Origin of the sequence: Streptomyces sp. NPDC001634 (assembly GCF_040298185.1) — a bacterium.
GTDB lineage: Bacteria > Actinomycetota > Actinomycetes > Streptomycetales > Streptomycetaceae > Streptomyces.
The window spans coordinates 90598-102518 of record NZ_JBEOZU010000006.1 but is presented as its reverse complement, the minus strand read 5'-3'; the positions used below and the strand labels follow the sequence as shown (position 1 = coordinate 102518).

The following is an 11921-nucleotide window of genomic DNA, read 5'->3' as shown; positions in this document are numbered from 1 at the left end:
CCTGCCCCTGTTCCCAAGGGAGGACCGGCCCGTGATGCCCTCGTTACGCGCCTTCACGGGGTCTTCACGCCGCGCACGTCGTGTGTGCGCGCCTCCCCTCGAACGCCTAGGCGTCGTCGGCGAGTTCCAGCCAGCGCAGCTCCAGCTCCTCACGCTCGCCCACGAGTTCACGCAGCTCGGCGTCCAGCTTGGCCACCTTCTCGAAGTCCGTTGCGTTCTCGGCGATTTGCTCGTGGAGCTTGGCCTCCCGCTCGGAGATCTTGTCCAACTGCCGCTCGATCCGCTGGAGTTCCTTCTTGGCCACGCGGGCATCGGCGGCGGAGACGGTGCTCTTCTGCTCCGCCGGTGCCAGGGACGGGGCAGCGGCCGCGGCGGCGGCCTCCTCCATGCGGTGGCGCCGCTCCAGGTACTCGTCGATACCGCGGGGCAGCATCCGCAGCGTGGCGTCGCCGAGGAGCGCGTACACCCGGTCGGTGGTCCGTTCGACGAAGAACCGGTCGTGGGAGATCACGATCATCGAGCCGGGCCAGCCGTCGAGGAGGTCCTCGAGCTGGGTGAGGGTCTCGATGTCGAGGTCGTTGGTGGGCTCGTCGAGGAAGAGGACGTTGGGCTCGTCCATCAGCAGCCGCAGGATCTGGAGCCTGCGCCGCTCACCGCCGGAGAGGTCGCCCACCGGGGTCCACTGCTTCTCCTTGTTGAAGCCGAAGGTCTCGCACAGCTGCCCGGCGGTCATCTCGCGCCCCTTGCCGAGGTCGACGCGCTCACGCACCCGCTGCACGGCCTCCAGGACCCGCCAGGTGGGGTCGAGCTCCGCGACCTCCTGGGACAGATAGGCGAGCTTGACGGTCTTGCCGGTGACGACCCGGCCGCCGGCGGGCTGCCGCTCCCCCTCGCTGCGCGCGGCGTCGGCCATGGCGCGCAGCAGGGAGGTCTTGCCCGCGCCGTTCACGCCGACGAGGCCGATACGGTCGCCGGGGCCGAGTTGCCAGGTGACGTGCTTGAGCAGCACCTTGGGTCCTGCCTGCACGCTGACGTCCTCGAGGTCGAAGACGGTCTTCCCCAGCCGGGACGACGCGAACTTCATCAGCTCGCTGCTGTCGCGGGGCGGCGGCACGTCCTTGATCAGCTCGTTGGCGGCCTCGACGCGGAAGCGGGGCTTGGAAGTACGGGCGGGCGCGCCGCGCCGCAGCCAGGCCAGCTCCTTCCTGACCAGGTTCTGCCGCTTGGTCTCCTCGGAGGCGGCGATGCGCTCGCGCTCGGCACGGGCGAAGACGTAGTCGGAGTAGCCGCCCTCGTACTCGAAGACCGTGCCCCGCTGTACGTCCCACATCCGTGTGCACACCTGGTCGAGGAACCACCGGTCGTGGGTGACGCACACGAGCGCGGAGCGGCGCTCGCGCAGATGCTGCGCGAGCCAGGAGATGCCCTCGACGTCGAGGTGGTTGGTCGGCTCGTCGAGGACGATCAGGTCCTGTTCGGCGATGAGCAGCTTGGCCAGCGCGATGCGGCGCCGCTCCCCACCGGACAGGGGCCCGATGACGGTGTCGAGCCCCTGGGGGAAGCCGGGCAGGTCCAGACCGCCGAACAGCCCGGTGAGCACGTCCCGGATCTTGGCGTTGCCCGCCCATTCGTGGTCGGCCATGTCCCGGATGACCTCGTGACGGACGGTGGCGGCCGGGTCGAGGGAGTCGTGCTGGGTGAGCACGCCGAGGTGCAGCCCGCCGGAGTGGGTGACGCGGCCGGAGTCGGCCTCCTCCAGCTTGGCGAGCATACGGATCAGGGTGGTCTTGCCGTCGCCGTTGCGTCCGACGACCCCGATCCGGTCCCCTTCGGACACGCCGAGCGAGACGCCGTCGAGCAGGGCGCGGGTGCCGTACACCTTGCTGACGTTCTCGACATTGACCAGGTTGACGGCCATTTCACTCCTGACGCGGGGATCGATCAGCCTTCAAGCGTAGGCCCTCCGGGGGAGGGGACGGGACGCGCGGGGATCGTCACTCTTTGTGGTGACGTGATCCGTGAACGACGGCTACGGTGGGAAAGCAGGCCGCAGGATCCCGTCCATGGGAGGAACCATGACTGCCGAGTCCGTAGAGCACCGCCACCCCTGGCCGGTGCCGCCGCCGGACGGCTACACCGTGGACGACCTGTTCACATTGCCGGATCTCCCGCCGCATACCGAGCTGATCGACGGGAGCCTGGTTTTCGTGAGTGCGCAGCGGGATTTCCACAGCATTGTCATCGACTTGCTGGTGCACGGGCTGCGCCGCACCGCGCCACCGGAGCTGAGGGTCCGCCGAGAGATGACCGTGGTCATCGACCGCCGCAACGGCCCCGAGCCAGACATCTCGGTCGTCCGCAGGGAGGCCGTCAAGAGCCGTGACCAGACGTACTACCGTGTCGCCGACGTCCTGCTCGCCGTCGAAGTCGTCTCACCGGACTCCAGAGCACGCGACCGCGACACCAAGCCGCACAAGTACGCCGCGGCGGGCATCCCCCACTACTGGCTCGTCGACATGGTGGGTCAAGACGACAGCCCGGTCGTCCAGATCTACGAACTCGGGCAGGCGACAGGCACATATGCCCTGACCGGCATCCACCACGACCACGTCAAGGTCACCGTGCCGTACGACATCGACATCGACTTGACCGCCATCGACGACATCTGAGCCCGGTCAGACGGCGGCACCCCGCGCCCGCCCAGCCCGCTCCACCAGCAACCACCCCGCGAGCGTCATCACGACCGCCACCGGTGCCGTGACATGCACGGCTATCAGCAGCGCCGTGCGGCCTTCCAGGAGTCCCCCGAAGCCGACCATCGACAGGCCCAGCACCCCGAACAAGGACAGGGTGACGCCGAGCGCGGCGGCGGGTCCCGCCCAGGCGCGCGGCGCACTCGACTCCCGTACGCCCGAGGGTTTTTCGAAGGTACGGAAGACGGCCACCAAGACCCCGGTGAGCGTCCCGGCGACCATGATCCGCAATGGTACCTGTATCCACCACGCACCCGACCCGGGCTCCGGCAGCCGGACACCCGCGGCGAGCAGCGCCCCGTAGACGCCGAGCATCGCCGTCAGATGCCACAGGAACGCGGTCATCGAGATGCCGTTGGCCACGACCACCGTGCGCCACACGCGCGGGCGCCGCAGCCACCGCGTGGCCGGCCCGCGCAGCAGCTCCACCGCTCCGACCAGCCACAGCCCGTGGCACAGCAGCGCGAGCGTGGGCGGCGCCATGTTGGAGACCTTCTCGCCGGGCATGCCGACCATCGACAGCGGATACGGCCCGTACGCGACGAGCAGCGCGGCGCCCGCGAGTCCGGCGCCGGCAAGGAGGTACGGCCGGGTCGGCCTCCCGTCCGCGCGCAGGAACCCCAGCTGGTGGATCGCGAGCCAGACGAAGGCGAAGTCGAGGAACTCGACGTAGGGGACGCCGAGGCCGAAGCGGAGCAGGTCCACCGCCCCGGCCGCAGCGACCAGCCCGCCGAAGGCACCCCAGCCGAACCGCTCGTGGAGCCTCAGCAGTGGCGGTGTGAAGGCGACCATCGCGAGGTAGATCCCGACGAACCACAGGGGCTGTGCGACGAGTCGGAGAGTGACGTCGAGCAAACCGCCTCCGCGTCCCGCCAGTTGCAGGGCCAGCGCCGCCGCCCCCCACACCCCGATGAAGACGACGGTCGGCCGCAGCAGCCGCTGGAGCCGGGCGCGCAGGAACGCCGAGTAGGCCCTGGGGGTCCGGCGGCTCAGCGAGCGGTAGGAGAGGGCGTGCGAGAAGCCGCCGACGAAGAAGAACACCGGCATGACCTGGAACACCCAGGTGAGGATCTGGAGCCGGGGCTGGAGGGCGAGCAGGTTCCCGACCTGGGCATGCCCGTCCGCGCCCACGGACACGGCCGCCATCAGCCAGTGGCCGAGCACGACGGTACCGAGCGAGGCGACCCGCAACAGATCGACGAAGCGGTCACGGGAGGCCGGGGTGGCGGCGGCGAGGTCGCTGGGTCTCATGAGGGTACGGTCGCGCGGACGCCGTAGGAGACGTCAGCGCGCTCGTACTCAAGTGCGTTCTGAGTACTAGGACTTCGGCGTACGGGGACTTCGGCGTACGCGGCCGGGTCAGACCACGGTCGCCCCCGGCGCCGGTGACACCGCCACCCGCGCGGTCCGGCAGGTACCGGACGCGACCAGCGCCTCCGCGATCTTCTCAGCGCCGGCGGCGTCCCGTGCCAGGAACGCCGTCGTCGGTCCCGACCCCGACACCAGCCCCGCCAGTGCCCCCGCCGCGCGCCCCGCGGCCAGCGTCCTGGCCAGCTCCGGGAACAGCGAAAGCGCCGCGGGCTGAAGGTCGTTGGAGACCGCGGCCGCCAGCGCCACCGCGTCCCCCTTCGCCAGCGCGTCGAGCAGATCCTGCGAGGCGACCGGCTCGGGGATGCGTACGCCCTCGCTCAGCCGGTCGAACTCCCGGAACACGGCGGGAGTCGACAGCCCCCGCCCGGCCATCGCGAACACCCAGTGGAAGTTCCCGCCGACCTCCAGCACCTGGAGCTTCTCGCCCCGCCCGGTGCCCAGCGCCGCCCCGCCCACCAGGCTGAACGGCACATCGCTGCCCAACTCGGCGCAGATGTCGAGGAGTTCCTCGCGCGAGGCCCGCGTACCCCACAGCGCGTCGCACGCCACCAGCGCGCCCGCGCCGTCCGCGCTGCCGCCCGCCATGCCGCCGGCGACCGGGATGTCCTTGGCGATGTGGATGTGCACGGCCGCATCCAGCCCATGGCGTTCGGCGAGCACCAGCGCCGCCCGTGCCGCCAGGTTCGTGACGTCGAGCGGCACCTGCGCGGCGTCCGGCCCCGAGCAGGTGACGCGCAGCTCGTCGGCCGGGGTCACGGTGATCTCGTCGTACAGGCCGACGGCCAGGAAGACGTTCGCCAGGTCGTGGAAGCCGTCGGGGCGGGCACCGCCCACCGCGAGCTGCACATTGACCTTGGCCGGGACGCGTACGGTGACGCTCACTTACTCGGACTCCTCCTTCGGGGGTGCGGGGGTCGCCCCCCGCAGTGACGCAGCCTCGGCGATACGCGCGAACTCCTCGACCGTCAGCGACTCCCCGCGCGCCTGCGGCGAGACGCCGGCGGCGACGAGCGCGGCCTCGGCCGCGGCGGCCGACCCGGCCCACCCGGCGAGCGCCGCCCGCAGCGTCTTGCGCCGCTGCGCGAACGCGGCGTCCACGACCGCGAACACCTCCGCCTTCGATGCCGTCGTCTTGATCGGCTCGGCCCTCCGGACCAGCGAGACGAGTCCGCTGTCGACGTTGGGCGCGGGCCAGAAGACATTGCGCCCGATGGCTCCGGCGCGCTTGACGTCCGCGTACCAGTTGGCCTTCACGGACGGCACCCCGTACACCTTCGACCCGGGTGCGGCGGCCAGCCGGTCCGCGACCTCGGACTGCACCATCACCAGGGTCCGCTCGATGCTCGGGAAGGTGTCGAGCATATGGAGGAGGACGGGCACGGCGACGTTGTACGGCAGGTTCGCCACGAGCGCGGTGGGCGCGGGACCGGGCAGCTCCCGGACGTGCAGGGCATCGGAGTGCACCAGCGCGAACCGCTCGGCGCGCTCCGGCATCCGTGCGGCGACGGTCGAGGGCAGCGCCGCCGCCAGGACGTCGTCGATCTCGACGGCGGTGACGCGCTCGGCGGCCTCCAGCAGCGCCAGCGTCAGCGAGCCGAGTCCGGGCCCCACCTCCACCACGATGTCGTCGGGGCGCACCTCGGCGGTGCGCACGATGCGCCGCACGGTGTTGGCGTCGATGACGAAGTTCTGGCCGCGTTGCTTGGTGGGTCGTACGCCGAGGGCCGCCGCCAGTTCACGGATGTCGGCGGGGCCCAGGAGGGCGTCGGGGGTGGGGCTGCTCACGGACCAAGGGTACGGGGCGGTGCGGGGCGGCCGTGCTCCCCGCTCACCTGTACAGGTGCCGCCCGCAGTGCGGCCAGGGACTGGCGCCCCGGCGCAGGTACAGCTTCTTCGCCCGGTATGTCTGCTCCTCGGCCGAGGCATCCTGCGGACGGCCGGAGCCGCCGAGGCTGCGCCAGGTGTGCCGGTCGAACTGGTAGAGGCCGCCGTAGGTGCCGGACGCGTCCACCGCTTGCGGCCGGCCGCCGGACTCGCAGGCCGCGAGCCCGTGCCAGTTCAGGCCCTCCGCGCCCTTCACCGGGTCCGGGTGCGGCTTGGTGCCCACCCGCACCAGCTGGGTCTGCGGCTGCTGCACCACCTCGGTCCCGATCCGCCTCGGCTTCTCCTCGACGCCGTTGACGGTGCGCAGGACATAGGTGATGCGGCGCGTGCCCGGCTGCCCGGCGCGCGCCACGATCTCCGTGCCCTCGAACAGGGTCGGGTCGTCCGTGCGCCGCACATCGAACGGGATCGGATCCTCCCGGACCTCCTTCGAGCCGGTCACCCGCAGCACGGTCACCGTCTGCCCGTCGCGCGGGAAGCTCCCCGGTGCCACGGACGTCATGTCCTGGCCGCGCAGGGTGACCCCGGCCTGCTCGACGGCCTCGCGCACGGTCGCCGCGTTCGTCCGGATGGTGCGCGCCCGCCCGTCGGCCAGGACCGTCACCGTGCGCTCGGTGCGGACGTCCAGCGCGAGCCCTTCGCGGCCGATCCGCCGGGAGCGCGTGATCGACAGGTACGCTCCGTCCGCGCGCACCCCGAGCTGCTGGAGCGCGCCGTCGACCGTGCGCGCCGTCGTCCACACCTGGCGCCGCTGCCCGTCGATGGTGAGGTGCACGGGGCGCCCGTAGTGCACCACGATCTCGTCGCCGCTTGCGAGCGGCGACCCGGGCGTGGGCGCGACGACGTCGTGATCCCCCACCGCCACGCCCTCCTGGGCGAGCAGCTCGCCCACGTCGTCGGCGAAGGTGTGCAACATACGCGGCCTGCCGTCCACATTCAGCTCGACGGCCTTGTCCTTGGCGACGAACGCGGTGGTGCCGCCGGCGAGGAAGGCGACGACCAGCGCCTGCGGCAGCAGTCGGCGCATGGAGTCGGGGCGCGTGCCGCCCTTTTTGCGCCGCGCGGCGTGCCGGGCCTGGGCGCGCCCTCCGCCACGCGGGGCGCCGTCCTCCGGCGGGGAGAGCAATGGGTCCGTCGGCTCCGCGGCGCGTGCCGCCTGGCGCGCCCGCACCCGGGCCCGGGTCTCGTACGCGGGCCGGTAGGTGTCCGGGTACGCCTGGCCGTAGGGGGCGCGGGCCTCGTACGCCGGGATGAAACCGTAGGGTCCCGGCAGCGGGCGCTGCTTCCGGTTGCTCACGACGACACGCTCCAGAGAGGGTCCGAAACGGGCGACCAGAACCTAACGGCTGGCCGTCACTCTCCAAAGCAACGCCGTGGCAGGGTGTCGCGACACGGTTGTGCGCGGGAGCACGGACACCCCGGGGAGCGCCGACCGGTCGCCGACGGCCCGGGAGCGTTATCGGTCAGTAATCGAAGGCGCGCGCCGTGTTCTTTGCCACCGCCGCCGCCAGCACGTCCTCCTCGACCCCCTTCACCGCCGCCATCGCGCGGACCGTGACCGGAATGAGATATGGCGCGTTGGGCCGTCCGCGGTACGGCGCGGGTGTCAGGAAGGGCGCGTCGGTCTCCACGAGGACGAGTTCCAGGGGTGCCACGGCGAGCGCGTCGCGCAGCGGCTGCGCATTCTTGAAGGTCATGTTGCCGGCGAACGACATGAAGTACCCGGCGCGCGCGCATACCTCGGCCATCGCCGCGTCGCCCGAGTAGCAGTGGAAGACGGTCCGCTCCGGCGCGCCCTCCTCCTTGAGGATGCGCAGCACGTCGGCGTGGGCGTCACGGTCGTGGATGACCAGCGCCTTGCCGTGCCGTTTGGCGATCTCGATGTGCGCCCGGAAGGACCGCTCCTGGGCGGCCTTGCCCTCGGGCCCGGTTCGGAAGTGGTCGAGTCCGGTCTCGCCGACGCCCTTGACGTGCGGGAGGGCGGCGAGGCGGTCGATCTCGGCAAGGGCCTCGTCCAGGGCCGCGTCCCCGCCGGGCTCCCGGGCGCCCTGCCGGGACCAGCCGTCGGGGTCCCCGTGGACGATGCGCGGGGCTTCGTTGGGGTGCAGCGCGACGGTGGCGTGCACGGCCTCGTACGCCGCGGCCGTCTCGGCGGCCCAGCGTGAGCCCTTCACGTCGCAGCCGACCTGCACGACCGTGGTCACGCCGACCGACGCGGCCTTGGCGAGGCCCTCCTCCACCGTGCCGGACTGCATGTCGAGATGGGTGTGCGAGTCGGCGACGGGCACCCGGAGGGGCTCGGGGAGCGGCGGCGGCGCGTTCTTGTCGGACGCTTGGGAAGGCATGCCCCGATCCTACGAAAGGGGCATGCCGCGCATCGCACGCCAGGGTGGGAGCCGCTCCCCGGCGGGCTCATCCCGCCTTGCGGTGGTGGAACGGGTGGAGCAGGTCCGAGAGGTGCCAGTGGTGGTCCGCCTTCGGCTCCGTCTGCGGCTCGTCGAGGCCCTCCCCGACGGGCTGAGCGGCGTGGTGGTGGTGCCGGTGCAGGGAGTTCTGCGCGGAGGACACCTGGCCGGGGCGCATGATGCGCACCACATGGCTGTCGCAGTTCAGGCAGGTGGGTTGGCTCAGCGGTGACGGGACGATGCGACCGCCCGTCACATACCTGACGAACTCGTGGCCGTCGCCGTCGTGGTGATGCTCTATCTCGTACGACTGCTCCCAACCGTGCCCGCATCGCATACAGGCGAAGGAATAGGACTCGTGTACGACAGCATGTGCCGCGCCTCGGTCGGTCTGTCCGGTGACGGCACCGGCCGCGGCTGTCCGGCCGGTCTGCCCTGCGATCTCACTCATGCGAGCTCCTCTTGCCTTGTCCGCTGGACAAGCGCCCCGGTGGGGCGGGGTTCCCCCTGAATCCCGCGGGGTCCCACTGTGGGCGAGGGACGGGTGCGTCCCTTCAACCAGTGGACGCCTTCGCCGACGCGAACGCATCAGACCTGTCGAGTGTTGGAGGCGATTTGGACTTCGCTTGCCAAATCCACCCGGTCGCGCCATGACGACTTTGCTTTCGGCGACAGCCCTTTGCTCACCCATGGGGCGCACGCTCATGGGAGATGCACCCTGCTCAGAGGGGGTGCGAGCCCCTTCGGAGGCCCCAGGAGCTCACCGTGCTCCACCGGCGTTCTTCGCGGCCACGACCGCGTCGAAGACCTCACGCTTGGGCAGGCCCGCCTCCGCCGCCACGGCCGCGATCGCCTCCTTCCGCCGCTCCCCCGCCTCTTCCCGCACCCGGACCCGGCGCACCAACTCGGCCGCGTCCAGCTCCTCGGCGGCCTTCTCGCCGGCCCCCTCCACGACGACGGTGATCTCACCGCGCACGCCCTCGGCGGCCCACACCGCCAGCTCGCCCAGCGGACCGCGCCTGACCTCCTCGTACGTCTTGGTCAGCTCACGGCAGACGGCGGCCGGGCGCCCGGCGCCGAACACCTCGGCCATGGCGGCGAGCGTGTCGTCGAGCCGGTGCGGGGCCTCGAAGTAGACGAGCGTGCGCCGCTCCTCGGCGACCTCGCGCAGCCGCGACAGCCGCTCCCCCGCCTTGCGCGGCAGGAACCCCTCGAAGCAGAACCGGTCGACCGGCAGCCCGGACAGCGCGAGCGCGGTGAGCACGGCGGACGGCCCGGGCACGGCCGTCACCCGGATGTCCTTCTCCACGGCGGCGGCGACCAGCCGGTACCCCGGGTCGGACACGGACGGCATCCCCGCGTCCGTGACGAGCAGCACACGTGCCCCGCCCGCCAGCGCCTCGACCAGCTCCGGCGTCCGGGCGGCCTCGTTCCCCTCGAAGTACGACACGACACGCCCGGCCGGCTGCACGCCCAGCGCCTGGGTGAGCCGGCGCAGCCGGCGCGTGTCCTCGGCGGCGATCACGTCGGCGGTGGCGAGCTCGTGCGCGAGCCGTGGCGGCGCGTCCTCGATGTCCCCGATGGGGGTGCCGGCGAGGACCAGGATTCCGGTCGTGGTTCCGGGTGCAACTGTCACGTTTCCATACTCCCAGGCGCGCCCTACCCGATCGGGTAGGGCCCAAGCACGGGACTCACACAGACGTGTTCCCTACGATGGCGCGGTGACCAGTACCGCGTCCTCCACGGACACCCGGCAGGGCCAGGCCACCGAAGACCAGCGGCCGTCGTGGCAGCAGCGGCTGCGCCGTTTCGGATACACGGAGCGCCCGAGAGGCGACGTCCGCGACCGGCTGGTGCCTCCGTACAGCGAGCCCAGCCCGCGTATCTGGGCGGCGATCGGCCTGCGCAAGGAGGTCGCCGACCGCATCACGCGCTGGTCGGCGTGGGGCGGTCCGCTGCTCGTGACGTTCATGGCCGGGCTGATGCGGTTCTGGAACCTGGGCAGCCCCAGGGCGGTGATATTCGACGAGACGTACTACGCCAAGGACGCCTGGGCGCTCATCCACAACGGGTACGAGTCCAACTGGGCGAAGGACGCCAACGACCTGATCCTCAAGCACAACGGTCATGTGCCGATCCCGACCGACGCCGCGTACGTGGTGCACCCGCCGGTCGGCAAATACGTCATCGGGCTCGGTGAGCTGATCTTCGGGTTCGACCCGTTCGGCTGGCGCTTCATGACGGCGCTGCTGGGCACGCTGGCGGTGCTGCTGCTGTGCCGCATCGGCCGCCGCCTGTTCCGCTCGACGTTCCTGGGCTGTCTGGCCGGCACGCTGATGGCGGTGGACGGGCTGCAGTTCGTGATGAGCCGCACCTCGCTGCTGGACGGCGTGCTGGAGTTCTTCGTACTGGCGGCCTTCGGCTGCCTGATCGTCGACCGGGACAAGGCGCGCGCCAGACTGGCGGCGGCGCTCCCCGCGGACGCGGACGGCCGGGTGCGCCCCGACCCGCACACGGCGGAGACGACGCGCTTCGGCCGGCGCCCGTGGCGCTGGCTGGCGGGCGTGCTGCTCGGCCTCGCCATCGGCACCAAGTGGAACGGCCTGTACTTCCTGGCGGCGTTCTTCGTGATGGCGGTCCTGTGGGACTACTCGGCCCGCAAGGTCGCCGGCGCCCGCCAGACCGCCACGGCGGTCCTGAAGCGCGACCTGGGCCTGACCTTCCTTGCCACGATCCCGGTGGCGGTCTGCGTCTACCTCGCCTCATGGACCGGCTGGATCCTCTCCCCCTCCAACGGCTCCGGCGGCTACTTCCGCAACTGGGCGGCCACCGACGGCAAGGGCGGCACCTGGACCTTCCTCCCCGACTGGCTGCGCAGTCTGTGGCACTACGAGCACGAGGTCTACCTGTTCCACATCGGCCTGCAGTCCCCGCACACGTACCAGTCGAACCCATGGAGCTGGATCGTGGTGGGCCGTCCGGTCTCGTACTTCTACGAGTCCCCGTCCCCCGGCCAGGCAGGCTGCCCGGTGAACGCGGGCGAGAAGTGCGCCCGCGAGGTCCTGGCGATCGGCACCCCGCTGCTGTGGTGGGCGGCCTGCTTCGCGATCCTGTACATCCTGTGGCGGTGGGCGTTCCGCCGCGACTGGCGGGCGGGCGCGATCGCATGCGGCATCGCCGCCGGCTATCTGCCCTGGTTCATGTACCAGGAGCGCACGATCTTCTACTTCTACGCGGTCGTCTTCGTCCCGTTCCTGTGCCTTGCGGTGGCGATGATGATCGGCGCCATCCTCGGTCCGCCCGGCTCGGACGAACGCCGCCGGATCGTGGGAGCGGCGGGCGCGGGTGTCCTGGTCCTGCTGATCGCCTGGAACTTCATCTACTTCTGGCCCCTGTACACGGGTACGGCGATCCCGATCGACTCCTGGCGTTCACGGATGTGGCTGGATACCTGGGTTTAGGTCACATCACTGATCACTCTTCGGACAACAATCGAACACATCCGTCA

Annotated in this window: 10 protein-coding genes; 2 read left to right on the top strand and 8 right to left on the bottom strand. The window is 71.3% G+C overall.

Features of this window, described 5'->3' with window-relative positions:
* Positions 1-106: 106 nt before the first annotated feature.
* Positions 107-1918 (bottom strand): ABC-F family ATP-binding cassette domain-containing protein, encoded by a 1812-nt coding sequence (locus tag ABT186_RS05815; RefSeq protein ID WP_351923768.1) that lies wholly within the window; start codon positions 1916-1918, stop codon positions 107-109.
* 157 nt (positions 1919-2075) lie between these two features.
* Between ABT186_RS05815 and ABT186_RS05810 the strand changes: the two genes are divergently transcribed.
* Positions 2076-2669 (top strand): Uma2 family endonuclease, encoded by a 594-nt coding sequence (locus ABT186_RS05810; protein ID WP_351923766.1) that lies wholly within the window; start codon positions 2076-2078, stop codon positions 2667-2669.
* A 6-nt stretch (positions 2670-2675) separates the two neighbouring features.
* Here ABT186_RS05810 and ABT186_RS05805 read toward each other — a convergent pair whose 3' ends face one another.
* From ABT186_RS05805 to rsmI, 7 genes are all read right to left on the bottom strand, one after another.
* Positions 2676-4004 carry an acyltransferase family protein gene (locus ABT186_RS05805; protein WP_351226011.1) on the bottom strand — a complete coding sequence of 443 codons (1329 nt, stop codon included), beginning with the start codon at positions 4002-4004 and terminating at the stop codon, positions 2676-2678.
* 108 nt (positions 4005-4112) lie between these two features.
* Positions 4113-5006 (bottom strand): 4-(cytidine 5'-diphospho)-2-C-methyl-D-erythritol kinase, encoded by an 894-nt coding sequence (locus ABT186_RS05800; RefSeq protein ID WP_351923764.1) that lies wholly within the window; start codon positions 5004-5006, stop codon positions 4113-4115.
* Positions 5007-5909: a 16S rRNA (adenine(1518)-N(6)/adenine(1519)-N(6))-dimethyltransferase RsmA gene (rsmA, locus tag ABT186_RS05795; RefSeq protein WP_351226007.1), complete on the bottom strand. Its 903-nt coding sequence runs from the start codon at positions 5907-5909 to the stop codon at positions 5007-5009.
* Between the two features lie 43 nt (positions 5910-5952).
* Positions 5953-7305: a resuscitation-promoting factor gene (locus ABT186_RS05790; protein WP_351226005.1), complete on the bottom strand. Its 1353-nt coding sequence runs from the start codon at positions 7303-7305 to the stop codon at positions 5953-5955.
* A gap of 166 nt (positions 7306-7471) precedes the next feature.
* A complete protein-coding gene (locus ABT186_RS05785) occupies positions 7472-8353 on the bottom strand; it encodes a TatD family hydrolase (protein WP_351226003.1) in 882 nt (293 codons plus the stop codon).
* Between the two features lie 67 nt (positions 8354-8420).
* A complete protein-coding gene (locus tag ABT186_RS05780) occupies positions 8421-8864 on the bottom strand; it encodes a hypothetical protein (protein WP_351226001.1) in 444 nt (147 codons plus the stop codon).
* Between the two features lie 309 nt (positions 8865-9173).
* A complete protein-coding gene (gene rsmI, locus ABT186_RS05775; RefSeq protein ID WP_351225999.1) occupies positions 9174-10049 on the bottom strand; it encodes a 16S rRNA (cytidine(1402)-2'-O)-methyltransferase in 876 nt (291 codons plus the stop codon).
* 85 nt (positions 10050-10134) lie between these two features.
* Here rsmI and ABT186_RS05770 point away from each other — a divergent pair, with 85 nt between their 5' ends.
* Complete coding sequence (locus ABT186_RS05770) at positions 10135-11874, top strand: dolichyl-phosphate-mannose--protein mannosyltransferase (protein ID WP_351923762.1); 1740 nt, start codon at positions 10135-10137, stop codon at positions 11872-11874.
* The last annotated feature ends 47 nt before the right edge of the window (positions 11875-11921 follow it).

Bases quoted from the DNA above. Each gene is read 5' to 3' on its own strand.
- ABT186_RS05805 (WP_351226011.1), bottom strand. From the start codon at position 4,004: ATGAGACCCAGCGACCTCGCCGCCGCCACCCCGGCCTCCCGTGACCGC.
- ABT186_RS05780 (WP_351226001.1), bottom strand. From the start codon at position 8,864: ATGAGTGAGATCGCAGGGCAGACCGGCCGGACAGCCGCGGCCGGTGCC.
- ABT186_RS05785 (WP_351226003.1), bottom strand. From the start codon at position 8,353: ATGCCTTCCCAAGCGTCCGACAAGAACGCGCCGCCGCCGCTCCCCGAG.
- ABT186_RS05810 (WP_351923766.1), top strand. From the start codon at position 2,076: ATGACTGCCGAGTCCGTAGAGCACCGCCACCCCTGGCCGGTGCCGCCG.
- ABT186_RS05815 (WP_351923768.1), bottom strand. From the start codon at position 1,918: ATGGCCGTCAACCTGGTCAATGTCGAGAACGTCAGCAAGGTGTACGGC.